The organism is Burkholderia lata (assembly GCF_902499335.1).
GTDB lineage: Bacteria > Pseudomonadota > Gammaproteobacteria > Burkholderiales > Burkholderiaceae > Burkholderia > Burkholderia lata_B.
In genome coordinates, this window is sequence record NZ_CABVQK010000005.1 from 1 (window position 1) to 24,205 (window position 24,205).

General features: G+C 64.8%; 21 protein-coding genes. 10 read left to right on the forward strand and 11 right to left on the reverse strand.

The genetic code is table 11. From position 1 onward, the window contains the following. Positions 1 to 580, forward strand: a 580-nt coding sequence (locus BCO18175_RS13360) for a hypothetical protein (RefSeq protein WP_254608059.1), incomplete at its 5' end; no start/stop codon positions are given. A gap of 380 nt (positions 581 to 960) precedes the next feature. Here the strand turns inward: BCO18175_RS13360 and BCO18175_RS13365 are convergent. After that, complete coding sequence (locus BCO18175_RS13365) at positions 961 to 2,406, reverse strand: DEAD/DEAH box helicase (RefSeq protein ID WP_174981452.1); 1,446 nt, start codon at positions 2,404 to 2,406, stop codon at positions 961 to 963. 372 nt (positions 2,407 to 2,778) lie between these two features. Here BCO18175_RS13365 and BCO18175_RS13370 point away from each other — a divergent pair, with 372 nt between their 5' ends. After that, a complete protein-coding gene (locus BCO18175_RS13370) occupies positions 2,779 to 3,507 on the forward strand; it encodes an ABC transporter substrate-binding protein (RefSeq protein ID WP_174981455.1) in 729 nt (242 codons plus the stop codon). A 51-nt stretch (positions 3,508 to 3,558) separates the two neighbouring features. Here the strand turns inward: BCO18175_RS13370 and BCO18175_RS13375 are convergent, their stop codons facing one another. Then, on the reverse strand, positions 3,559 to 4,512 hold the full coding sequence (locus tag BCO18175_RS13375; protein WP_174981458.1) for a LysR family transcriptional regulator: 954 nt from the start codon (positions 4,510 to 4,512) through the stop codon (positions 3,559 to 3,561). A gap of 152 nt (positions 4,513 to 4,664) precedes the next feature. Here BCO18175_RS13375 and BCO18175_RS13380 point away from each other — a divergent pair, with 152 nt between their 5' ends. Further along, a complete protein-coding gene (locus BCO18175_RS13380; RefSeq protein ID WP_174981460.1) occupies positions 4,665 to 5,585 on the forward strand; it encodes an alpha/beta hydrolase in 921 nt (306 codons plus the stop codon). An 88-nt stretch (positions 5,586 to 5,673) separates the two neighbouring features. Next, complete coding sequence (locus tag BCO18175_RS13385; RefSeq protein WP_174981461.1) at positions 5,674 to 6,309, forward strand: SDR family oxidoreductase; 636 nt, start codon at positions 5,674 to 5,676, stop codon at positions 6,307 to 6,309. A gap of 53 nt (positions 6,310 to 6,362) precedes the next feature. Here the strand turns inward: BCO18175_RS13385 and BCO18175_RS13390 are convergent, their stop codons facing one another. From BCO18175_RS13390 to BCO18175_RS13405, 4 genes are all read right to left on the reverse strand, one after another. After that, the gene (locus tag BCO18175_RS13390) at positions 6,363 to 7,280 is read right to left on the reverse strand and encodes a LysR family transcriptional regulator (RefSeq protein ID WP_174982219.1); all 918 of its coding nucleotides are present in this window, start codon (positions 7,278 to 7,280) and stop codon (positions 6,363 to 6,365) included. Between the two features lie 217 nt (positions 7,281 to 7,497). Then, the gene (locus BCO18175_RS13395; RefSeq protein WP_174981463.1) at positions 7,498 to 8,811 is read right to left on the reverse strand and encodes an MFS transporter; all 1,314 of its coding nucleotides are present in this window, start codon (positions 8,809 to 8,811) and stop codon (positions 7,498 to 7,500) included. A gap of 378 nt (positions 8,812 to 9,189) precedes the next feature. Then, the gene (locus tag BCO18175_RS13400; RefSeq protein ID WP_174981465.1) at positions 9,190 to 10,107 is read right to left on the reverse strand and encodes a LysR family transcriptional regulator; all 918 of its coding nucleotides are present in this window, start codon (positions 10,105 to 10,107) and stop codon (positions 9,190 to 9,192) included. 166 nt (positions 10,108 to 10,273) lie between these two features. Further along, entirely contained in the window at positions 10,274 to 11,527 is a 1,254-nt protein-coding gene (locus tag BCO18175_RS13405) for a CaiB/BaiF CoA transferase family protein (RefSeq protein ID WP_254608060.1), read from the reverse strand. Between the two features lie 478 nt (positions 11,528 to 12,005). Between BCO18175_RS13405 and BCO18175_RS13410 the strand changes: the two genes are divergently transcribed. The 3 genes from BCO18175_RS13410 (at position 12,006) to BCO18175_RS13420 (ending at position 15,502) form a co-directional block, all read left to right on the forward strand. Further along, positions 12,006 to 12,806: an SDR family NAD(P)-dependent oxidoreductase gene (locus BCO18175_RS13410; RefSeq protein ID WP_174981470.1), complete on the forward strand. Its 801-nt coding sequence runs from the start codon at positions 12,006 to 12,008 to the stop codon at positions 12,804 to 12,806. A gap of 114 nt (positions 12,807 to 12,920) precedes the next feature. Then, positions 12,921 to 13,976, forward strand: a complete 1,056-nt coding sequence (locus tag BCO18175_RS13415; protein WP_174981471.1) for a zinc-dependent alcohol dehydrogenase family protein — start codon at positions 12,921 to 12,923, stop codon at positions 13,974 to 13,976. Positions 13,977 to 14,041: 65 nt separating this feature from the next. Then, positions 14,042 to 15,502 (forward strand): aldehyde dehydrogenase, encoded by a 1,461-nt coding sequence (locus BCO18175_RS13420; RefSeq protein WP_174981473.1) that lies wholly within the window; start codon positions 14,042 to 14,044, stop codon positions 15,500 to 15,502. A 274-nt stretch (positions 15,503 to 15,776) separates the two neighbouring features. Here BCO18175_RS13420 and BCO18175_RS13425 read toward each other — a convergent pair whose 3' ends face one another. Both BCO18175_RS13425 and BCO18175_RS13430 read right to left on the reverse strand, forming a co-directional pair. Then, positions 15,777 to 17,069 (reverse strand): acetyl-CoA hydrolase/transferase family protein, encoded by a 1,293-nt coding sequence (locus tag BCO18175_RS13425; RefSeq protein ID WP_174981475.1) that lies wholly within the window; start codon positions 17,067 to 17,069, stop codon positions 15,777 to 15,779. Beyond that, a complete protein-coding gene (locus tag BCO18175_RS13430) occupies positions 17,066 to 17,911 on the reverse strand; it encodes an enoyl-CoA hydratase/isomerase family protein (protein WP_174949441.1) in 846 nt (281 codons plus the stop codon). The genes BCO18175_RS13425 and BCO18175_RS13430 overlap by 4 nt, the downstream gene beginning before the upstream one ends. 119 nt (positions 17,912 to 18,030) lie before the next feature. Here BCO18175_RS13430 and BCO18175_RS40560 point away from each other — a divergent pair, with 119 nt between their 5' ends. After that, positions 18,031 to 18,681, forward strand: a complete 651-nt coding sequence (locus BCO18175_RS40560) for a hypothetical protein (protein WP_254608061.1) — start codon at positions 18,031 to 18,033, stop codon at positions 18,679 to 18,681. A 443-nt stretch (positions 18,682 to 19,124) separates the two neighbouring features. Further along, positions 19,125 to 20,306 carry a porin gene (locus BCO18175_RS13440; RefSeq protein WP_174981477.1) on the forward strand — a complete coding sequence of 394 codons (1,182 nt, stop codon included), beginning with the start codon at positions 19,125 to 19,127 and terminating at the stop codon, positions 20,304 to 20,306. A 181-nt stretch (positions 20,307 to 20,487) separates the two neighbouring features. Here the strand turns inward: BCO18175_RS13440 and BCO18175_RS13445 are convergent, their stop codons facing one another. Further along, the gene (locus BCO18175_RS13445) at positions 20,488 to 21,132 is read right to left on the reverse strand and encodes a carbonic anhydrase (RefSeq protein ID WP_174967008.1); all 645 of its coding nucleotides are present in this window, start codon (positions 21,130 to 21,132) and stop codon (positions 20,488 to 20,490) included. A gap of 363 nt (positions 21,133 to 21,495) precedes the next feature. On the opposite strand from BCO18175_RS13445, the gene BCO18175_RS13450 reads away from it, so the two are divergent. Then, complete coding sequence (locus tag BCO18175_RS13450; protein WP_174981479.1) at positions 21,496 to 22,287, forward strand: MHYT domain-containing protein; 792 nt, start codon at positions 21,496 to 21,498, stop codon at positions 22,285 to 22,287. A 161-nt stretch (positions 22,288 to 22,448) separates the two neighbouring features. Here BCO18175_RS13450 and BCO18175_RS13455 read toward each other — a convergent pair whose 3' ends face one another. Both BCO18175_RS13455 and BCO18175_RS13460 read right to left on the reverse strand, forming a co-directional pair. After that, positions 22,449 to 22,772, reverse strand: coding sequence for a hypothetical protein (locus tag BCO18175_RS13455; protein ID WP_174981480.1), 324 nt, complete (start codon positions 22,770 to 22,772; stop codon positions 22,449 to 22,451). Between the two features lie 120 nt (positions 22,773 to 22,892). Next, positions 22,893 to 24,047: an NADH-dependent flavin oxidoreductase gene (locus tag BCO18175_RS13460; protein ID WP_174981482.1), complete on the reverse strand. Its 1,155-nt coding sequence runs from the start codon at positions 24,045 to 24,047 to the stop codon at positions 22,893 to 22,895. Between the last annotated feature and the right edge of the window lie 158 nt (positions 24,048 to 24,205).

The window sequence follows — 24,205 nt, forward strand, 5'->3', positions numbered from 1 at the left end:
GGCATTCAATCACGTGGGTCAAAATTCGATGAAAATTTTCAGCTCTAGTGGGTCAGTTCTGTGCGGACATCAACACTATTGCGGCTCGCGTCGTCGCAAACGCGCACATGCCATAATTCGCCTGTTCCTGAACTACCGAACACATCGTGTCATCCGCGAAATGATTTTGATCAGATCACTTGCCGCCTACCTGTTGCTTGCTGGATGTATTGCTACCGCGCACGCCGAAACGTATTCACCAGAAGTGTCGAGAAACATCGACAAGCTCCAGTCCAAATGTGCCCGCAAGTCCAGCGATCCCAAGGCGCCAGCCTGCATCGAATACAAGGCCACGTTAGCCCGCACCATTCCATCTGCCGTCCAGGCACTGATGCATCAGGAAGAAGTGGTCGATGCCAAATGCCGGAACGGCCCGGCACCGAAATTATTGCCTAGCGGCCAATACGCTCCGGGCAGCGCCTGCGCAGAACGCGAACAGGTGATGAAGACCATTCACCAGCACGACTGGTGCTGGGGTCATACGGACATGGATAGCTACCTTCCGGGTTGGGTGATCTGTCATCCCGGTGAATGGCAGTAAGGCCGCACCCATAGCAGGACAAGATTCCGCCAGGCTGCGAACGCGAATTGCCGCGGTTCAGATTCTGGCCTTCGCCGGCGATGCCCGCGCCCGCTGTTGCCGCAGCAAACAGTCGAACAGGTTTCCCGGCAATCCGTCCAGTCGCCCGATCTGTCCTGGCCGCGCTAACCCTGGCCGCCGCCCCGGCACCACCAGCAGGCTCGTGTCCAGGTGGACCTTCGTGAACTCGCGCTTTCAGCCTGACGGGGTGGTTCTGAAAATTGCGTCGACGGGCCGCTCGTGGCTGCAGATTCAACCCGTCGACGCAACACACTCGAGGCTGTCAGCAGCCCCCGAGCCGCCAGCCATGTTCGATGGCCGGCGCGCCTCATCCCCACCAATCAAGACGGGCGCTTTCCGCGGCCACCAGCAGGTTTGCCAGCCGGCTTGCGCGCTCCCGCAGCCGGCTTGCCGGCGGATTTTCCGCGCGGCTTCTGCACACTGAACGGACTACCACTGGACAAGCTCTTGCCCTGACCCGCAGCCCCGGCGCGCGGTGCCGCGGGCTTGCGCTTGTTCTCGCCATTTTGCGGACGCGGCTTTTTGCCCGGCGCAGGCATCGCACCGGCCACGGCTTGCGGCACTTTGGGTTTCTTCGGCTTTTTGGGCTTCTTGATGATCTGGCCCGTCGCGCTGGTTTCCGGCACACGGTGTTCGGCCTCGAAACCCGGCTCCTCTTCGCGCCGAAGCGTTTGCTTGATCAGCGCTTCGATCGCGGCCAGCTGCGGCGCTTCGTCGGCACACACCAGGGACACCGCCACACCGCTGGCGCCCGCGCGGCCGGTACGGCCGATACGGTGCACATAGTCTTGCGCCACGATCGGCAGATCCACGTTGATGACCAGCGGCAGATCGTCGATATCCAGCCCGCGCGCCGCCACGTCGGTCGCCACCAGCATCTGTACTTCACGCGACTTGAAGCGCTCCAGCGCACGCAGACGCGCGGGTTGCGGCTTGTCGCCGTGGATGGTATCGACCGCATAGCCCGCTTCGTCCAGCATGGCCGCCAGGTAATCCACGCCAATGCGCGTCTTGACGAACACCAGCGCATGCTCCCACTTGTTCTCGGCCACGAGGTGCATGAAAAGGTCGGGCTTGTTCCGCTTGTCGACCGTCACCACCCACTGCTTGATCTTGCTGGCCGTGGCATTGGGCGGACTGACGCTGATATTGACCGGCTCGCGCAGAATGCCCGCCGCCATCGCGCGGATATCGTCGGTAAACGTGGCGGAAAACAGCAATGTCTGGCGCTGGGTAGGCAGCGCGGCAAAGACGGCGTTGAGTTCGCGCGCAAAGCCGAGATCCAGCATGCGGTCGGCTTCGTCCAGCACCAGCGTTTGTACCTGATCGAACTGCACCGCGTTCTGGCGATTGAGATCCAGCAAACGGCCCGGCGTGGCCACGAGCACATCCACGCCCTTGCGCAGCTTCATCATCTGCGGGTTGATACTCACGCCGCCGTAAGCAGCCAGAAATCGCAGGTCGAGGCCCTTGCCGTAAGCGACGAAACTCTGCAGCACCTGTTCAGCCAGTTCGCGCGTAGGCACCAGCACCAGAACGCGCGCGCGGTTGCTGGACACCGCCGGGCCGTGCTGCACCAGCCGCTGCAACAGCGGCAGCGCAAAACCCGCCGTCTTGCCCGTGCCGGTCTGGGCGCCCGCCATCACGTCCTTGCCTCCAAGCACGGCAGGAATCGCCTTGGTCTGCACCGGCGTGGGGGTCTGATAATTGAGTTCCTGCAGATTACGCAGCAAGGGTTCGATCAGGCCGAGCGAGGCAAAAGACATGGACGTATTCCGGGCTAAAACCGCAATTCTAGCGGTTGCCGGGCGGATCAAGGCCCGCCGCTCCCGGCTGGACGCTGCCGGCGAGGAACGACGACACGGCCAACCGGTAGCCGCCGTTGGTGCGAAGCAGGCAAATCAAACCCCTGTCCCCGCATCAAATCGCGTCTCGCAGCCCCTTTGCCCGTCTATAAGTGTTCGGGCCACGAGATGAGGTGAAGGCACATATATCGCGTCTCCCGGTTGACGACGAAGGCAGGCTTGCGCCGCTCGACGCCGCTCCATGACAAAAGCCAGGTGATAAGCTCGATGCCAACACACCGTCGCGCATCGACGCGCCCCGAACCCCGACCCTACGACCGCAACGAGCCTGCCATGCCCCTCGCCCCCTCCGTCCTCTCCGCGTTCACGCCGACCGGCAAGCTGCGCGCGTCGATCAATCTCGGCAACCCGATCCTTGCGAACCGCGACCCAGCGACCGGCGAACCGTTCGGCGTGTCGATCGATCTCGCACGCGCGTTCGCCGAACGCCTGTCGGCCGAGCTGGAGCTCGTCGTATTCGACGCCGCCGGTAAATCGGTGCAGGCATTGACCGACGAGCGTGCCGATTTCGGCTTCTTCGCGGTGGATCCGCTGCGCGGCGAAACGGTCGCGTTCACGGCACCGTACGTGCTGATCGAGGGGTTCTATCTGGTACGCGACGCGTCGCCGATCCGCACGAACGCGGACGTCGACCAGCCCGACAACCGCGTGACCGTCGGCAAAGGCAGCGCGTACGACCTGTTCCTCACGCGCGAACTGAAGGCCGCGCAGATCGTGCGTGCGCCGACGTCGCAAACCGTCGTGCAGACCTTCATCGAACAGCAACTGGAAGTGGCGGCGGGCGTGAAGCAGCAGCTCGAGGCCGACGCTGCGAAAACGCCCGGCCTGCGCCTGCTCGACGAGCGGTTCATGGTGATCCGGCAGGCCATGGGTGTGCCGAAGAGCCGCGGCGAAGCGGCCGCGGCGGCGCTGAATGCGTTCGTCGACGAAATGAAGGCGTCGGGCTTCGTCGCGGATTCGTTGCGGCGGCATGGGATCACCGGCGCATCCGTCGCGCCGTAAGCGTGATTGCATGGGGCGTGACGCAGCGATCCAGGACTGCGATCGCCCCGCTTACCGGCCGCCCGGCTTCACACGGCCGCCTCGGGTGCGGGAAGCCACGATCGCTTCCCGCTTTTCCACCAGAAAATCGATCAGCGCCCTGATCTTCATCGGCATTTGCGCACGAGTCGGCGCGTACACGTAAAAGCCGGCGAACGGTTTGCACCACGGCTGCAACACCCGCACCAGCGCGCCGGAATCCAGATGCGGCTGCACAGCGATGTCGATGTGCTGGATCAGCCCGACGCCCTGCAATGCCGCGCGGATCATCCCGTCGTCGTCATTGGTGGTGATGCTGCCAAGCGGCTCCACCGTGAAGCCGTGCCCCGACGCGTCCGGCGACGCAAACTCCCACGGATGGATGGCCCCGCTGACCTGCCGGAATCGCAGGCAATTGTGCCGGGTCAGATCGGCCGGCGTCTCCGGCTTGCCGTGGCGCTTGAAGTAGGCCGGCGTGCCGACGACCGCCATTTCCAGCGACGGCGTAATCGGCACGGCCACCATGTGCGGCGCGAGGCTCTCGCCGATCCGGATGCCGACATCGCACCCGTCGGCCACGATGTTGGCCAGGCCGTCGTCCATCACCAATTCCAGGCCGAGCCCCGGAAAGCGGGTGCTGAACTCCTCCAGGTGCGGCTCGATCAGCGTCTTGGCGGCGACGCGCGACGTGTTCATGCGAATCAGCCCGGTCGGCTCGTCGCGCGCCTCGTGCAACGCGTCGACGGTCCGCTCGACGGCGACCAGCGCCGGATACCACACGTCGTAGAGCCGCTGCCCTTCCTCGGTCAGCGACATGTCGCGGGTCGTCCGGTACAGCAGCTTGACGTTCAGCCGGCGCTCGAGCGCCTTCACGTTCTGGGAAAGGTTCGCGCGAGAAACGCCCATCTCGGCGGCCGCCTTCGTGAAGCTCCGGTGATGAGCGACGTGGGCAAACCATGCGAGCGACGGAAGCAATGAAGGGTCCATGCCGATGTCATTGTCAATTTCAAAATACCACTGTAGTCCGGATTGCGATCTTTCGTAACGCCAATCGGCTCTCTATATTCGAGTCATTGCCCCGGTTGCCAAAGCGTCACCCGGCCCGGCGAACCTCGAACTGCCCCCTGATAGGAGCTGTCATGAAAAGTGTGAAGATCAAGAATCTGTACTGGGACATTGCCGCCAACGTCTACTTCCCGCCGAATTTCGATGAGGGCAAGCAGTACCCCGCCATCATCAGCGCGCATCCGATCGGCAGCTGCAAGGAGCAAACGTCCGGGAACGTATACGGCGAGGCGCTGGCGAAGGAAGGCTTCGTGGTCGTCGCATTCGACGCCAGCTTCCAGGGCGACAGCGGCGGCGAGCCGCGCTACATCGAAGATCCGACGGTGCGGGTCGAGGATTTCCGCGTCGTCTGCGACTACCTCGTGACGCTGCCGTACGTCGACGAAGCGCGCATCGGCGTGCTGGGTATCTGCGGCGGCGGCGGCTACTCGATCAATGCGGCGATGACCGAGCGTCGCATCAAGGCGGTGGCCACCGTGACGGGCGCCAACTACGGCCGCCTGATGCGCGAAGGGTTCAGCAACTACAACCCCATTGCCGCGCTCGAGGCCATGGCGAAGCAACGGACCGCGGAAGCGCGCGGCGCGGCGCTGCGCGTGGACGACCTGCTGCCGCCGTCGCCCGAAGCGGCCAGGGAAGCCGGCATCACGGAAGTCGACGTGTACGGCGCGACCGAGTACTACCGCTCGGATCGCGGCCGCGCGCCGAACGGCGTCAACCGCTCGCTGTTCTCGCACCAGGCCGTCGCCGTGGGCTGGGACGCGTTCCATCTGTGTGAAACGCTGCTCACCCAGCCGCTGATGGTGGTGGTGGGTGATCAGGTCGGTGCGTTCGGCGCTTATCGCGACGGTTGCGAAATCATCGGCCGCGCGGCATCGAAGCAGAAGGAACTGGTGGTGATCGAAGGCTGGTCGCACTACGACCTGTATGACAAGCCGGAGCCGGTCGGCAAGGCGCTCGCCAAGCTGATCCCCTTCTACAAGGAAAACCTGTAATCCCCGTTGCGGGGACCGCACCGGCCATCTCTTGCGCCGAGGAGCCCGTCCCGGGTTTCTCATTTTTTCGGAATCCAGAACAAACATCATGACCAACGTATTGATCCTCGGCGCCAGCGGGCAGATTGCCCGCTGGGTAGTGCAGATGCTGGGCGAGCACCAGGACGTCAGACAAACTCTGCTCGTGCGCAATCCTGCGAAGCTGGCCGGCAACGAACCCGCCAACGCGAGCGTGGTGATCGGCGACGTCCTGGACAAGAGACTCCTGCCCCGGATCATGGACGGGCAGGACATCGTCTATGCCAACCTGGCCGGAGACGTCGACGTGCAGACCGAACATGTGCTTGCCGCGATGAAGGCCGCGAACGTCAAGCGGCTGATCTTCGTCAATTCCCTCGGCATTTACGACGAGGTGCCCGGCAAGTTCGGCGACTGGAACCGCCGGGAAATCGGCCAGTACCTGCCGCCGTATCGCCGGTCCGCCGACCTGATCGAGGCATCCGATGCCGACTACACCATCCTTCGCGCCGCGTGGCTCCAGGACAAGGACGAGGTCAGCTACGAGATCACCGGTCGCGACGCGCCGTTCAAGGGCACCGAGGTTTCGCGCAAAAGCGTCGCCGCGCTGGTCACCGAGCTGGTCGCACATCCGGACAGGCTTGTTGACGCCAACGTCGGCGTCAACAAGCCGGGGACCGACGGCGATCGACCGGCTTTCGGCTGACGTTCCCGGGCAGTCATGCCGGGCGTCGGCAGGCCTGGCGCCCGATTCACCCGTCAGTCGCGCGGCCGGTCGAGCAGTTGCTTGACCAGCGCGCGCACGATCGGATTCTGTTCGCGACCGCGCGCCGTCGCGATATGAATGCGTCGCACCGCCCACGGTTCGGCCAGCTCCACCACGGCCACCCGGCTGAACAGCTCATGACTGACCAGGCATTCCGGCTGAATCGTCACACCCAGCCCGGCCTCGACGAGACTGACCGCGACGCCCGCACTCCGGACGCCGTAGCGTGGCTTGAATTCCTCCCCCAGACGCCGCGCGGCCGCACGCATCACGCCGACCATCGCCGTGACGGCAATGACGTTCTCCGGTAGAAGATCCTTGAAGGTCACGCTCGCGCGTCCGCTCAGGTGATGCTCTTTCGGGACGACTGCGATCAGCCGGTCCTCGCGGTACGGCGTGATGTCGACGCCGCCCAGGTCGATCTCGTGGGCGGCGGCAAATACGCCTACATCGGCTTCGCCGCGGGCCACCGCGTGCACGATCTCCGCGTTCTCCAGCTCCTGGACCACGAGATCCACGCGCGGATACTCGCGGCTGAACTCGCCGACTTCACGCGCGATGAACGGCACGATGATCGACCGTGCCGACGCGACGGTCAGCTCGCCCTGCATGCCCTCGGTAAAGGAAGCGATCTCGGATCGCATGTCGTCCAGATCGTCGAACATCTTGCGGATATAGCGCAGCAGGACTTCGCCCGCCGGGCTCGGCGACACGCCTTTCGGGCCGCGTTCGAGCAGCTTGACGCCGGCGATGTCCTCGAGATCCTGGATGCGCTTGGTCGCCGTTGACGCAGCGATATTCTCGCGGATCGCGGCCAGGCCGATCTGCTGCTCTTCAACCGCAGACACGAACAGTTTCAGCGTGAACAGATCGACCTGCCGAATCAGGTGCAATCGGTTGAATGTACTCATGTCTCCTCGCATGCACTTGTTCATGACGTTGTCGGGCGTCATGCCGCACGGTGCGCGGGTTCGTGCCCGCTCATCCCGCCATGGCAACGCGTCGAGCCAGTCCATGCCTGCTGCGGCAGCGATGCCGTGTTTCACCGGCGTGCGATGCCGCCCTCCGCGATCGTACACCTGTGCCCTGCCGCATGTTGTGCGAACGCACGATCTCGCCGACGGTACGTCACGCCTTCGCATACGACGCGTCGATGCGTGCCGCTTTAGGAATCCGCGTCACCACGATCGCGGCAATGACGGACGGTATCGCGAACACGTAGAAATTCCATTGATGCCCGAGGGTCGACCCGACGACCCATCCGCCGATCATCGGCCCCAGCACCGAGCCGATTCGCCCCAGACCCTGCGCCGTCCCGATGGCCGAGCCGCGACACGAAGCCGGGAAATACGCGGCGATGAAGCCGTACCCGAGCGTCGTCGATCCGATCGAACCGAGGCCCGCGCCGAACACCGCCAGCATCAGCCACGCGTAGCCGGGCTTCTGGCTCATGACCAGCAGCGAAAGCGCGCACACGAGAAAAAGTGAAATGAGGATTTTCCGGGCGCCCACGCGATCGGCAAGCCACGCCCCGATCAGGTTGCCGGCAACGGCACCGAACTGCATGACCAGCAGAAAGTGCAGCGACGATCCCAGCGGATAGCCGGCCTTGCGCATCAGCGTGGGCAGCCACACGTTCATTCCGTAGACGACGATCTGCCCGCAAAAGAACAGAACCGCAAACAGCAGCACCTTCGATCGCCAGTCGGCCGACATCGCGAGCCTGAAGCCGCGCGCATGGACCGACGCCGCATGGAGCTGCCGCTGGTGCGCGTGATCGGCCAGCACGCGATCGAGATCGATCGAATAACGGACCGCCAATTCGCGTGCCTCGTCCATCCGGTTGCGTTCGACGAGAAAACTGACCGATTCCGGCAGGAAGAAAACCATGACGGGCAGCATGAACACGTACAGCGCACCGGCGCCGTAGAGCACTCGCCAGCCATGGCTCTGCAGCAATGCGATGGCCAGCAGTGCACAGACCACGCCGCCTACCGCATAACCCGTGAGGGCAAGCGCGTTGTAGAGCTGCCGGCGATTTCTCGGCGCGTACTCGATCGTCAGCGCCACTGACGACGGCACCACGCTTCCGAGCCCGACGCCCGTGAGGAAACGGGCGATACCGAGTTGCGTCGGCGAATGGGCCAGTGCGCAAAGCAGCGAGCCGACGGAGAACCACAGCACGCCGGCCATGATCAGGTTGCGCCGGCCGATCCGGTCCGACAGCGATCCGGCACCGAACAGGCCCAGCATCAGGCCGGCCAGTGTCCAGCTTCCGATCATGCCGGCACCGCTTGCACTCAAGCCCCATCCGGGCTCTGCGAATAGCGCCGATACCGTTGCGCCGTACACGATGAGGTCGTAGCCGTCGACGGCAATCGTCATGAAACACAGTAGTACTACGAACAGGCTGCTGCGAGAGGGAATGGATGAATCGTTCACGTCGTCTCCTGGTTACTCGTGATCGCCCGTTGTCGAGCGGGCTTTTTTTATGTTCTCGCCCACTATAGGGAGGCGAAATTTTTCGACCAAGTGCCGGATTTCGAAACGACGTTTGACCAAATTCGAATCGCGCTTCGTGAGATAGAAACCCCCATTTTTACGAGGAAGGGAATGTGTTCGACGCACGTCGCCAAGCGCGCATTCGACCTTCGTTACTCGGGGGGTTCAGCGAGATTCGTCGTGCGGGAAGTCATGGCGGCACGGCCTCGACGAAGCGGCCGTATCGGGGGCGAACACATCGTTCGGCGAGATGGCGAAGACGCGACGTACGCGCCGCCCCGACCGAATGTCGAAGCCGCTGCGTCAGTGAGCGCGTTGCTAGTGATCAGTCAACTGCGCGACAAACGCCCTCGTTGCCGCGGTCAACGCGTCGCCGCGCCGCATACCGACGCACAGCCGGCGCAATGCCCACGGTTCGTCGAGCGACACCAGCGTTACCTTGTTGACGTCCTCGACCGGCAGCATGCTTTCGGGGTGGATCATCACACCCAGGCCGGCCTTGACCAGGCTGCGCGCCGCCTCGATCGAGCTGACCCGGTACTTGACGCGCAGCTCGCGCCCGAGGGCGGATGCCGCATCGTGCAGTTGCGTCATCAGCAAGGTCGTCGGCGCGAGGCCGATGATGTTCTCGTCGACGAGATCCTGAGTCGTGACGCTCGTGCGCGCGCCGAGACAGTGCCCGTGCGGCAAGACCGCAACCAGGCGATCGGTCCTGAACTCGATGATGTCGAGCGCGTCGCGGTCGACATCGGCGGTGGCATAGAACATCGCGACGTCGGCCTTGCCGGTCACGACCGCGCCGATCACGGCGGCATTGGTGTCCTCTTGCAGCTCGATCTCGACGAGCGGAAAGTCCCGCGTGAATTCGGCGATCTCCCGCGCGAGGAAATGGACGATGATCGTGCTCGTGGAACTGATGCGGATCTGCCCGCGCACACCCTCGGTGAATTCGGCGACCTCCCGGCGCATCACGTCGAGATTCTCGAACAGCAAACGCAAGTGGCGCGCCAGCACTTCGCCGGCCGGGCTCGGCACCATGCCGCCCGGCAACCGCTCGAACAGGTCGATTCCGGCAATCTCCTCGAGATCCTGAATGCGCCGCGTCGCGGCCGACGGCGTGATGTTTTCCCGCACCGCCGCGCGACGCATCTGCTGCTCCTCCACGACCGTGAGAAACAGCCTCAACGTGAACAGGTCGACGCGCCTCGTCAGATTGTGGAGACTGAGCCCCGCCATTTCTCCTCTCCTGTCTTCGTGCCCGGCCGGATCGCAAGCATGCGCGATAGAGACTAAGCCGGGGGTCGGCGTGCGTCAATCGGGAATCGAAGACAGGTCGACCGTGGCAGTCGCGGCGATGCCGCCCGCTTTGCGCAACGCGATCGCACACCGCGAACCGGCAGGTTCAGATCACGTTCAGGTCCCGCAATGTCGTGATCTCGCGTTCATCCAGCCCCAGCCATTCGTGCAGCACGTCCGCACTGTGCTCGCCAAGAACCGGCGGCGTCTTCGCGTCCGGTTCAGGCACGTCCGACATCTTCACCGGATTGCCCGCGACCTGAATGGGACCCCAGGCCGGATCGTCGAGCGTCATGAGCATCTTCCGGGCGGCAACGTGCGGGCATTCGAACAGGTCCGGTACGTCATTCACGTTCGAACACGGCACGCCGCCTGCGCGCAGCGCCGTCAGCGCCGCTTCGCGTGACCGGTCGCCGAGCCATGCGTCGATCTCGACGTTCAGCGCGTCCACATGCTGCTTGCGCAATATGCCGTCGGCGAATCGCGGATCGTCGGCCAGGCCCGGCCGGCCGATCACTTCCGCGAACCGCTTCCAGATGTGTTCGCCCAGCACCGCGATCACGATATAGCCGTCTTTCGCGCGATACGTGCCGAACGGCGCGGTGACGGCATGCACGCCGGGCGGCGACGTGCGTTTCGTCGCCGAGTACATCGCGACCGAGATTTCGTTGAGGATCAACGAGGCATCGACCATCGAAATATCGATCTTCTTGCCCTTGCCGGTCGTGTGCCGGTGCAGCAGCGCCAGCACGATGCCGTAGAGCGCCAGGATCCCGCATTCGATGTCGGCCAGCGAGAAGCCGAGATAGGTCGGACGATCGTCGCCGCGCTCGGGGCGGTACATCAGCCCGCTCATCGCCTGCCCCACGATGTCGAACGCGGGGAAGTCGCCGTACGGGCTCGGCAGGATGTCATCGTGGCCGAAACCGGAAATGGCGCCGTAAATCAGGCGCGGATTGATCCGGCTCAGATCCGCATAGCCGAGCCCCAGCCGGTCCATCACGTTCGGCCGCAGATTCTCGAGCACCACGTCGGCATGCGCGGCAAGCTCGGTGAAGATGCGCCGCCCCTCCGGGTGCTTGAGATCGAGCGTGACGCTCTTCTTGTTCCGATTCGTCCGCAGAAAGGCGAGCCCGCTCGGCCGGCCGTCAGCGCCCGGCCGGACCGGATCCGTACTCCGGGCATAATCGCCGCCTTCGCGCGCTTCGATCTTGACGACTTCCGCACCGGCATCCGCCAGCCACATCGAAGCAAACGGCGCCGCGATGAAATTCTCGACTGTCAGCACGCGAATACCGGCCAGCGGTCGTCCCGCGCCGATCGTCGTTCCGGCGCGCGACTCATGAAACACCTCCTTCATCTCCTCTCCTTTTCCGTCGTCTCCTGACACTGCGGTTCGCATGCGACGTTGCGCAGGCTTCGTGGCGATCCCGTCACGGGCAGCACCGGCGCCATGCACACGCGGGCCCCGGCTGCGCATTCACCGGAGCAACACCGACACGGCCCATGCTAGGTGCGCGGCTGGCGCCGTTCAATTGCCGATTCATGAACGCGGGATTGCGGTCTCGCGAACGTCGACATCGGTCCGCACACAGCCGGCACGCCAGGCCGCGCGACCATCACGCACCGATTCGAAAAACGTCAACCGGGCATTCGAGAAACGGCACTCGAATTGACGCCTTCGCGTCCCTACTATTAGCCGGACAGCGAGGCAGCGGCGCGTCCGTCATGCGCGATTCGCCAGCCCGGCCCACGCAATCAGCACGATCGGCACTGTCCCGCGCCACGCCAGGAACGCGAGTCCGACCGATTTTTTCAACGAACTGAAGGCATTTTCGATGAGCAGTCTTGAAGGGAAAGTAGCCATCGTCACCGGCGGCACCGGCGGGATCGGCAAAGGCATTGCATTGCAGCTCGCCGCGCGCGGCGCCACGGTCGTCGTCAGCGGGCGCAACGCGGCCAAGGCCGAATCGATCATCGCCGAACTGCGGCAAACCGGCGGCCAGGCGGACTTCCTGCCGGGTGACGTGCGGAACAAGGCCGACATGGACGCGCTGGCCGCGGAAACCGCCCGCCGCCACGGCGGCATCGACATCGTCGTCGCCAATGCCGGCGGCAACGACGACGAAGCGCGCTCGCCCGACGTGCGCGGCCCGTTTGCCAACATCGATCTCGCGCGTGTCGCGGCGGTGGTGGCGGAAAATACGGCCGCGAAACTCTTCCCGGTCCAGGCCGCGTTGCCCTACATGCGCCCTCGGGGCGGCGGCAGCGTGATCTTCGTGACGTCGGAGGGCGGCCGGGTGCCGACGCCCGGCCAGACCGCCGTATCGACGTTTGCCGGCGGCCTGATCCGCGCAAGCAAGGTGATCGCGAAGGAACTGGCGCGAGACAGGATCCGGGTCAATTGCGTGTGCGTAACGGTGGTGCGCGACAGCCCGTCATGGGAAGCCGTGTTCGGTGTCGACAGCCAGGTATCGACGCAGCATCGCAAACAGTACGAGAAGATCGTCGCCGGCTGCCCGCTCGGGGTGGCGGCCCCGCCCGACATCGGCCAGGTCGTCGCGTTCCTCGCATCGGACGAGTCGGCCTACCTGACCGGCGCCACGCTCAGTCCGACCGGCGGATTGACCATTCATTGACCACGCCGCGCGTGGTGCCCCGGCTCACCGCAACAGGATCGGCATCTCGTCGCCTTGCGCGCACGAGCTGAAACGCACACGCCGGCTCAAGAACACGCAGTCGGAGGAGATTTCATGCGCGGCATGGTCTTTCAAGGGGAGTGCAAGGTCGATGTGCTCGATTTCGACGATCCCGTTCCGGGATACGGCGAAGCCGTGATCGAGATGAAGGCATCGGGCATGTGCGGGACCGACCTTCACTATTACCGCCACGGCATGGCGGAATCGCTGAGCATGCTCGGCATGCGCGACCGGATGGAATCCGCACAGGTGATCGGCGGCCACGAGCCGTGCGGCGTCGTGGCCGCGCTGGGCCCCGGAGTCGATCCGAAATCGTTCCGGGTGGGCGATCGCGTCATGGTGTTTCACTACGCGGGTTGCAGTTGCTGCGACTCGTGCCGCACCGGCTGGACCCAGCTCTGCGATCACGGCGCGCGCATCTACGGCGTGTTGAGCCACGGCGGGCATGCGAACTACATGAAGGTGCCGGTCTCGTCGCTGGTCCACCTGCCGCAGGAAGTGTCGTTCAAGGGCGGCGCGGCCATCGCATGCGGCACCGGCACCGCGTACGGCGCGCTGCTGCGCCTCGATATCAGCGCGCGCGACACATTGGCCGTCTACGGTCTTGGCCCCGTCGGCCTGTCGACGGCCCAGCTCGCGGCCGCGATGGGTGTCGAGGTGATCGGTGTCGACATCAACCCGCACCGCGTCGAGCGCGCAAAGGCGTTCGGCGTGACGCACGGCATCGATGCCAGCCAGTGCGACCCGGTCGACGCGATCCACCGGCTGACCGGCGGCCAGGGCGTGTCCTGCGCGGTCGAATGTGCGGGCGGCGAATTGCCGCGTGCGCAAGCGATTCGCAGCACGAAGGTTTGGGGCCGTGTGGTGCTCGTCGCCGTCGGCGGCAACGTGACCATCGACGCGATGAAGGACCTGATCGGCAAGCAACGCACGCTGATCGGCTCCTTCACCTTCTCCGAGCCGGGCATGAAGGAGTGTGCCCACTTCATTGCCGATCACGGCGTCGAGGTCGACAGGCTGTTCACCGACGAATGGCGCCTCGAGCAAGCCGGTGACGCCTACGCTCACTTCAATCAGCAAACGAGCGGCAAGGGCGTCATCGTATTTTGACGGCACGCACGACGATGCCGTCCGGAATCTGGAAAGCGCCGTCAATGACGGCCATGGAGAATGACATGACCAAGAGAACGATCGAACTCAAGCATCCTCGAGAGTTCTACATCGGCGGACAGTGGGTCGCCCCGTCCACTCCGGAAACGTTCGACGTGCTCGATTGCGCGACGGAAGAAGTCGTGGCGACGGTGGCGAAAGCCGCGTCGGCCGACATGCAGCGCGCGATCGGCGCGGCGCGCGACGCCTTCGACAACGGCCCGTGGCCGCGCATGACGCCGCAGGAACGCGCGGGCTATCTGGAGAAGTTCGCGCAGCGCCTGGAAGCGCTGAATGACGATTTCGCGCGCATCTGGGCGATCGAGACCGGGATCGTCTACAAGGTCGCGCAACCCCGGATCGGGCTATTCATCAGCGGCGCATTCCGCCAGTATGCGGCGATGGCCGCGACGTTCCCGTTCGTCGAGGAACATCGATCGGTAACGGGCAATCTCGGCTATCGCGTCTACGAGCCGGTCGGCGTGGTCGGCGAGATCATCCCGTGGAACGGCCCCGCCGGCCTGATGGCGTACAAGACCGCACCGGCGCTGCTCGCGGGCTGCACGCTGGTCATCAAGTCGTCGCCCGAAGCGCCCTGCTCGGCCTACCTGTTCGCCGAGATCTGCGAGGAAATCGGTTTGCCGCCCGGCGTCGTCAATGTCGTGACGGCCGATCGCGACGTGTCCGAGGAACTGGTTCGCCATCCCGGCGTCGACAAGATCACGTTCACGGGATCGACGGGCGCCGGCCGCCGGATCGCATCGATCACCGGCGACCGGATCGCCCGCGTCACGCTCGAACTGGGCGGCAAGTCGCCCGCGGTCATCCTCGACGACTACGACATCGAAACCGCGGCGAACGTGCTGGGCCCGTCCTATTTCGGCTACAACACCGGGCAGATCTGCCATAGCCTGACGCGCGTGATCGTGCCGCGGGCCAAACACGATGCGATGGTCGAAGCGTTGTCGGCCATCGCGAAGCAGATCGTGGTCGGCGATCCGTTCGCACCGGAGACGACGTCCGGCCCGCTCGCGAGTGCACGGCAGCGCGAGACGGTCGAACGATTCGTCGCGACGGGCATCGCGGAAGGCGCGACGCTGGCCACCGGCGGCAAGCGGCCGGAGCAACTGTCGCGCGGGTTCTTCTTCGAGCCGACCGTATTCGGCAACGTCGACAACCGTTCGACGATCGCGCAGGACGAGATCTTCGGGCCGGTGCTGAGCGTCATTCCCGCCGACGACGAAGCCAGCGCGATACGGATGGCGAACGATACGCCGTTCGGGCTGAACGCGGCGGTCTTCACGAACGACCCCGCTCGCGCGTTGCACGTGGCGCGGCAGATCCGCTCGGGCACGGTCGGCCACAATGGCCCGCGCACCGATTTCTCGATCGGGTTCGGCGGCTTCAAGCAGTCCGGCATCGGCCGCGAAGGCGGTGTCGAAGGGCTGACCGCGTTCATGGAATCGAAGACGATCGTCATGGCCTGACGGTCGCGGGGCCTGGCGCTTCGCGTCGGGTCGAGTCGAAGAAGCGCCGACGTCGTGCCGGCGCTTCACTTTGCCCCCCGGCCATCGACGTCGACTCATGCCCCTTCGGCGGAACCGGAGAGTAGATGCTGGCGCGCCTCAACGGCGCGCTTGTCGGGCATGGCGTGCATCGGCATGCAAGCGTGCGGCGAGTTGCTACAGGGATTCCCGCATATCCGCGCCGGCATTCGCAGTCCGCTCCCGCACGATTGCGTAGCGGACGTGCGTTGCCCGCTCACCCGCCTCCTTTAAACTCCCGTTCCAGCTGCTCGCGATGATCCGGATGCGCAACGGCGATCATCCTCGGAATGCGCTGCGCAAGCGACAAGCCGCGCAGATCGGCGATCCCGTACTCGGTGACGATCACGCACGCATCGCTTCGCGGTATCGTGACGGGCCCCGACACGCGCGGGACGATACGACTGTGCCGGCCGGCAGTCGACGGCAACGCGACGACAGGCACACCGCCCCGGCTGGCCTGCGCCGCACGCAGGAAATCCCCCACGCCGCCGACCGCACCGACATACGTGCCGCCGATCGCCTCGGCGTTGATCTGCCCGGTCAGGTCGACCTCCACCGCCGAATTGATCGCGACGAAGCGGTCGATCCGGCGCAGCACGTACGGGTTGTGCGTGTACTCGGTGCCGCGCAGCTCGAGCGCGGGGTTGCGGTGCGCAAAGCGCCGCACGCGTTCGGAGCCGATGATCACGCCGCCAACTGTGACCCCCGCATCGATCGTCTTGCGTGCATTCGTCACGACGCCGGCTTCGCACAACGCCGCGATGCCGTCCCCGATGCTGCCGGTATGCACGCCGAGATCGCGCTTGTCGTGCAGTGCCGCCATCACCGCGTCCGGAATCGAACCGATGCCCGTCTGCAACGTCGCGCCATCCTCGACGAGCGACGCGACGTGCCGCCCGATCGCCAGCTCGACCGGCCCCGGCGCAGTAGCCGCGGCCTCGGGAAACGACGCATCCGATTCAACCAGCAGGTCGATGTCGGCCGCGCCGAGCGTCGGACTGCCGTAGGTCCACGGCACGTCCGGATGCACTTCGGCAACGATCGCACGCGCGTGCTTCACCGCTTCGACCAGGTATTCACGCGCCAGCCCGAGGCTGTAGCGGCCCTGTTCGTCCGGCGGCGACACCTGCAGCATCACGACGTCGATCCGCAGCCGGCCGTCGCGGATCAGCTCCGGCAGTTGCGAATAGTGCGCCGGAAGAATGTCGAGCACCCCGGCGCGTGCGAGCGCGCGATTCGATCCGCTGCCGCAGTAGGCGAGGAAGTCGAACGCATCGGCATGCTCGGGCGCAAGCACGTCGGCGAGACCGATCCCGAGGAAGATGCGGATCCGCTTCAGGTGCTCGCGCTGCGCGACGAGTGCGCGCATCAGCGTTACCGGCTCGGCGTGCGACTGGCCCCACATCACGGTATCGCCGGGGCGAATGAACGCGGCAAGATCGACGCTGCCGCCAGCCGCGCCGGCAGCGCACGCGCGGCCCGGAAGCTCCTGTGCGATGTCGCTCATGCAGATCGAGCCGGCGACACCGGCGTATCCACGGGAAACTCGGGTGCGCGCTTCTCACGGAACGATTTCACGCCTTCGCGCACCTCGGCCCCGCCGAAGCCGAACATCTCCAGTGCGAGCGACGCGTCGAACGTCGGCCCGGCCTGGCGCAGCCAGTTGTTGAGCGCGTACTTGGTCCAGCGCGTCGCCGACGGCGCGCCGTTCGCGAGCCGCACGGCGATCGACAGTGCGGTTTCCTGCACGTCCGCGTCGTCCACCGCGACGGAGACGAGGCCGATCTGCTCGGCCTTCTCGCCGTTCACCGGCTCGCACAGCATCAGGTGATACTTCGCCTTCGCCATCCCGCACAGCAGCGGCCAGATGATCGCCGCATGGTCGCCGGCGGCGACGCCGAGCCGCGTGTGGCCGTCGACCAGGCGCGCGGTCCGGCCGGCCACCGAAATGTCCGCGAGCAGCGCCGCCACCAGGCCGGCGCCGACGGCCGAGCCGTGGATCGCCGACACGATCGGCTTCGAGCAATTGATGATGTTGTAGACGAGATCCTTCGATTCGCGCCACACGCGCACGCGTGCATCGAACGAATCGATCATTTCCTCGACCATGTCGAAGTCGCCGCCGGCGGAAAACGCCTTGCCCGCGCCGCACAGGATCACGGCGGAGACGCTCGGATCCTCGTCGACTTCCCGCCATACGCGCGCCAGTTCGTCATGGCCGCGCGCATCGAGCGCATTGAGCCGCTCCGGCCGGTTGAGCGTGATGCGCAAGACGCCTTTCGCGGGGCGGTCGAACGCGAGGCTTGAATACGACGCGTAGTCGGACGCGTGCTGACTGCTTTCGGACATGATGCTTCCCTTTCCATGTTGGGCTCGCCGGGCGGCGTGGCGATCGTTCCGGACGCATCGGCCGGCCGGCGTCCGGGGACCTCCCTGAACGCAGCCGACGACATCGCGAAACCCGATCGGTGTCGATACCCATCGTGTGCGCCGCCGCTGAACGCGTCAATGCGCGCACGGGCGTTGTTCCGTACGTCGGAACGGCCGCATGCCGTGTGCTCGTCGGCCCATCGCGATCCGGCACGCGCGACGCGTTCCACTGGCTTCGCGCGCTTTTCAAAGTACGGAATCGTCGGGCACGCGGTCTTGACGTCACGACGGTCGAACCGACACTGTGGGTTCTCGCCGAGTGCCGCGGTTTTTTTGCGTGGCTGGCGGTGAGTGGTCGAATGGAAAGGAGACGCAGAATGAAGGTATCGCTCGCGATCGAACGTGTCGCAGACGCGAACGTCACGGCCGGCGCGGCCGACCGCAGGACGGACACCGTGCAGAAGCGGCGTGCGGAAAGCTGCGCACCGAACATGCGGGTCGCACGCGCGGCGGCACGCGACAGCGCCAACGCGGAAGACGCGGCGCTGTGGCGATGGTTTGCCGAACTGCTGGATGATCGGCGGATCCGCTGGTGCCACAGCGGTCGCGGCTGGCTGATCAGCGTGGATCATCGTCATGTTGCGACCGGTACGCAATTCGATCAGGCGATGCGCATCGCGAAGGCCAATGTCGAAGCCGACGACATCGCACACGTGGGCGCTGCCCGGAAGCGCAAGCGCATCCAGTAATCGGCCGCGATCTGCCTGCTGTACGGAACACGAATCAGCAATGCTTCAAGCGCGACAGGCCCATAAATAATCATGACAGGGCCGACCGCGAATGCGCCGATGCGCATGTCTCAGCCAGCCTCTGCGCCGCGAACGTCTCCGCTCGCCCTGCCCTCATGCGGCTTTACCCTTAAGGGTCTCCACGCTGATTTCCGCACCCGCGACGCCGTCGTTTTCAATGCACGGAATCTCTCGGCCCAAGCGGTTGACCGGCGACATTCGCCCCGAATCTAATCAACCAACGCTGCGATGGCATGACGTTCCGGGTTCGGTTGAATTGAGCAGGATGTGCGTTTCACCTGGCCTTCGATCCGATTCCATTGATCTGCTGTACTGATCAAATGTCAGACGACAAATCGCGGCGTCAGAAAACATGAATCGAGAAGAAACTTTGGAGACGTTCAATGAGAAAGACGATTGCGCTTTGCGCAGCAGCCGGGTTCGTCAGTGGGACAGCGCATGCGCAAAGCACCGTGCAGCTCTACGGCATTCTTGACGAAGGGGTCAACTACGTCAGCAACGCATCGGGCAACCACCAGTACGCGATGGCGAGCGGCGTGCTGAACGGCAGCCGCTGGGGGTTGCGCGTCAAGGAAGACCTCGGTGCGGGCTATGGTGTGGTCGCCGTGATGGAAAACGGCTTCGACGTCAATACCGGCAAGCTCGGCCAGGGCGGGCTCGGGTTCGGGCGGCAAGTCTATGTCGGCCTGTCCAGCCCTTACGGCACGATGACGCTCGGGCGCCAGTACGACTCCGTCGTCGATTCGCTCGGCCTGTTCGAGGCAGGCGATCAATGGGGCGGCTACCTGGCCGCCCATCCGTCCGACAACGACAACTTCAACAACACCAACCGCGTCAACAACGCGATCAAGTACACCAGCCCCGTCTTTCACGGCCTGACCGCGACTGCCCTCTACTCGTTGGGCGGCGTGCCGGGGCGCACCGGCCGCAACCAGATCTGGTCGGCCGGTGCCAGCTACACGAACGGCCCGCTCGCGCTGGCCGCGGGCTACCTCAATGTCCGGAATCCGAATACGTCGTTCTATGGTTCCGGCGGCACCGTCGCCGCGACCGTCAATGAAGTGCCCGGCTCGAACTTCGGCGCATCGCCGGTGATTTCGGGCTATGCATCGGCGCATACGCTGCAGGTCATCGGCACGGGCGCCGCGTACACGATCGGTGCGTTCACCGTGGGCGCGACCTATTCGAACACGCAGTTTCGCGGCCTCGGCGATACGACGACGGGCCCGGTACCGGCAGGCGGCATCGCCGGCACGGCGAAATTCAACAACGCCGAGCTGAACGTGAAGTATCAGGTCACGCCGGCCTTCCTCGTCGGCGCCGCGTATGTCTACACGAAGAACAGCGGTGCCGATGGCCAGAGCGGCGCGCACTACAACCAGGCATCGTTCGGGGCCGACTACTTCCTGTCGAAGCGTACCGACGTGTACTTCGTCGGCACGTATCAGCGCGCCAGCGGGCGGGATTCAACCGGCCGTATCGCGGTCGCGTCCATCAACCAGTTGACGCCGTCGACGTCCAATCACCAGACGGCGCTGCGCGTCGCCATTCGACACCGGTTCTGATCCGCCGCGATCGCGTCGATCGCGTCGATCAAGGTCCGGGCGCGCCGCAACGCGCTGCGAACCCGCTGGAGCGACATGATCCGGCGGGGGCGCGGCGGTTGCGATGCGCGCTCCGCCGCCCTGTCGGGACGCGCGCCCACTTTGCGGCTTGCGTCGACCTGCCGGAACAACATCCCGGCGCTCAGTACGACTTGACCGCCACCGTGGCAGGCGACTCGCTCAACGGGACGAACTGGCGCGTCGCCCCGTCGAGCGCGTCGATGCGCCCCATCTCGATGTCATAGACCCAACCGTGCAGATTCATTCGTCCTTGCTCGAGCGCGAGGGCGACCGACGGATGCGTGCGCAGGTTGGCGAGCTGCGCGATCACGTTCTCGCGCACCAGGCCGTCGAGCTTGGCCCGCGGGGAGTCGAACTGATGCGCGGCATTGATGGCTTTCGCGGCATCGGAATGGCGCAACCAGTTCGCCACAGCCGGCATATGGTCCAGGCACGTACACCGTGAGATCGCGCCCATCGCGCCGCAATCCGAGTGCCCGCAAATGACGATATCCCGCACACCGAGCACGGCGACCGCATACTCGACCGTGGCCGACACGCCCCCCGGTTCCGGTCCGTACGACGGGACGATGTTGCCCGCGTTGCGAATCACGAACAGTTCGCCCGGCTCGCGCTGCGTCAGCAGTTCCGGCACCACGCGGCTGTCCGAGCACGTCACGAACAGCGCCTTGGGATTCTGGGTGGTCGCGAGCTGCTTGAACAGCTCGATACGTTGCGGATAGACCTCGCGCTGAAAGCGCAGGAAGCCGTCGATGATGTCGCGCAAGGGACTCTCCTGATACGAATACACGGTGGGCGGCAACGCGATCGTACGCTGCGTCCGCCAAGGCGGGCGCCATTATCGCAGATCGACGGCGTCGTGATCCAGTTGGCGCGGACGTCGGCCGGCCGGACTACTTCGACGCGCCCTCATGCGCGCACCGCACATCCGGCCCGGTCTGCCCGCGACCGGAAACACCGCACGATACGGGGGCGTTCGTCGTATCGACGCACCACCCTAAGCCGGCAGCGGCACCCTTGATTCGATCCCGGGTTTCGGTATATTTGCGAGACACACGAGGGGGCGGCGCTCTCGCAAAGGAATGGCGCCGTCAAGACGACCAAAAACATATAACCGAGAAAAACGATCATGTCCGGCACCTACGACCCTACGCTTGTCGTACTTTCCTGCTTGCTTTCGATCCTCGCATCGTTCACGGCACTCAATATCTCCGATCGACTGAACCTCATCGGGAATCGTTCGATCTGGCCTTGGATCGTTTTCGGCGGGTGCATCATGGGGCTCGGCATCTGGTCGATGCATTTCGTCGCCATGCTGGCATTTCACCTGCCTGTCGCTGTTGGATACGATATTCCCACCACAATCGCCTCCTTGCTCATCGCGATTGCCGCTTCGGCGGTCGGCTTCATACCGCTCTCCCGCTTCGCCCTGCACTGGCCGCAACTCATTGCCAGCGCGATCGTCATGGGACTGGGCGTCGCCGGCATGCACTATCTTGGCATGCAGGCCATGAATATCTGCTCCGGCATTCGATACCAGCCCTGGCTGGTTGCGCTGTCCGTCGTCATCGCGATCCTGGCAAGTGGCGCCGCCTTATTGCTTGCCTTCGATCTGCGCCGTCCGAGCACATTCGGCAGAACGCGCCAGATCGGTTCGGCAATCGTCATGGGCGTTGCCGTGTGCGGGATGCATTATTGCGGCATGGCAGCGGCCAGTTTCGAACAAGGCAGCTACTCGACGGCCAACTTCTCCGATCTACCCGCACCGTGGCTGGCCGGTATCGTCGTGACTTTCAGTCTGGTGATTTTCGTGGTCACCACCGCGATCATGCTTCTGGATGCCAGAACCAACACCCAGGCGCGGGTACGCGCTCAGGCGACATTGAGCGCCCATCTCGATCAACGGAATCCCACTCGCTAACAGGGCGTGATCGATTTCATCCGAACACGTGAAACGTGATGTTCAAGCTGAATCCGGCGCATTTCGGCGGGTGGCAGCAGTTGCGCCCGAGTCAGCGTCCGGCGCCTGCCGGGCGGAGCGTTTGTCATTGAAGGGTGAAACAGGACGATCCGAGTTGCCGGTCAATGAGCGGTATCGGTTCCGCCCAGATCGAGCAAACCCGCTGCGCCGAATGCACTGCGGTACTCGACGAACGCACTCTCCACGCTTTCGATGGCAAGGAGATTGAGGATCACCGTTTCATGTTCGATGGTCGTCAATGTGACGGTCGCCAGAATCCCGGAGCCGACCTTCGCCCGGTCAAGAATACTGACGAGTCCGACGATGTTGCTGCCGCGCGGAAGGTGAACCTTGACAAGCCCGCCGAACAAATTGGACATCAACCGGTCGACGTGAGCAATTTCTTCGGGGGACGCTGCGACACGGCCGTTCAAATTTTCAGTCATTTATTTCCTTTCGACACGAGCGCGCCAACCTGTGTACACCATCGACTGTCGGCAGTGCGGGATGGCGCCAGCCAGCCTGCCTGCCGCCGCCTAAATCGACCGGCGGCGGCAGGGTCGCGCTCAAGCGGCCGCCGGTTCGTCGCGATGCACCGGGAACCAACCCTTCATCGCATCGATGACACCCCAGAGCTTGTCGGGAATGACAAGCTGCGGCACATCAACCGGATTCAGCTGCGTACGAATCGCCGCGGCGTCCCCACGCATTGCCTGCTCGACCCACGCGGGATTCATCACGAGCCCTTTCCCGACCGCCACCACCGACAGGCCGAGCGCGAGCGCAGCTTCCGCCTGAGCGGGCGTGCGGATCTGGCCGGCGGCGATCACCGGCACGCGCTGCTGCACGGCCTCCACCACACGCTCGATCGTGCGGCACTCGTCGGTCGAGTCGAGCGGCTTCGCGTCGAGCAGGTCGGTTAGCGACACATGGATGTAATCGATGCCCGCGACGATCAGCCGGTCGATCAGCGTCAGCGCATCGTCGACGCGCAGCCCGCCCGCATCGGGCTCTTCCGGCGAGATCCGGTAGCCGAGCAGGAACGGACGATCCGCATGCTGCGCGATCACGCGCCGGACTTCGGCGACCAGCGCGAGCGGAAAGCGCATCCGGTTCTCGAGCGAGCCGCCCCATGCATCGGTGCGCCGGTTGAACAGCGGCGAGAAGAAATTCTGGATCAGGAAGCCGTGTGCGCCGTGCAGCTCGATGCCATCGAAGCCCGCTTCGATCGCGCGGCGCGTGGTTTCGCCGAACGCGCGAATCATCTCGCCGACCTCGTCGTGCGTCAGCGCGCGGCTTTCGAGTTCGCCATTGTTGAACGGCCCCGGCGGCGCCTTCATCGCGCTCGCGCTGACGAGCACGCCGTCCGGCACGAGCGCCGGCACCGCCTTGCTCCCGGCATGGAAGATCTGCAGGATCGCCGGCGCTCCGCCGCTTTTCGCGGCCTGCGCCAGTGCGCGCAGGCTCGGCATGTAGCGATCGTCATGCGCGGCAAATTCGTCGGTAAAGCCGATGCCGTTTTCCGTCACGTGCGTGCATCCGGTCAGTACCGCGCCGACACCGTTCACGCGACGACGGTAGTACGCGAGTTCCTGATCGGACACCGTGCCGTCCGGATTGGACGACCACGTGGTCATCGGCGCCATCAGCACGCGGTTGCGCAGCGTGATGCCGTTCGGGAACGTGAACGGCTGAAACAGGGAAGCAAATTGCTGGGTCATGGGGATTCCTCGGGGGCCATCGCAACGGAACGCATCGCGTTCGCGGGACGGCACGTACATGAAAGGCGCGGCTCGGGGCCGCCATTGCATCGCGGTCGCTTCCGGCGGGCGGCGGGACGCCGCCGCGCACCGGTTCCTTCGCGAACCCTCCTATCGTA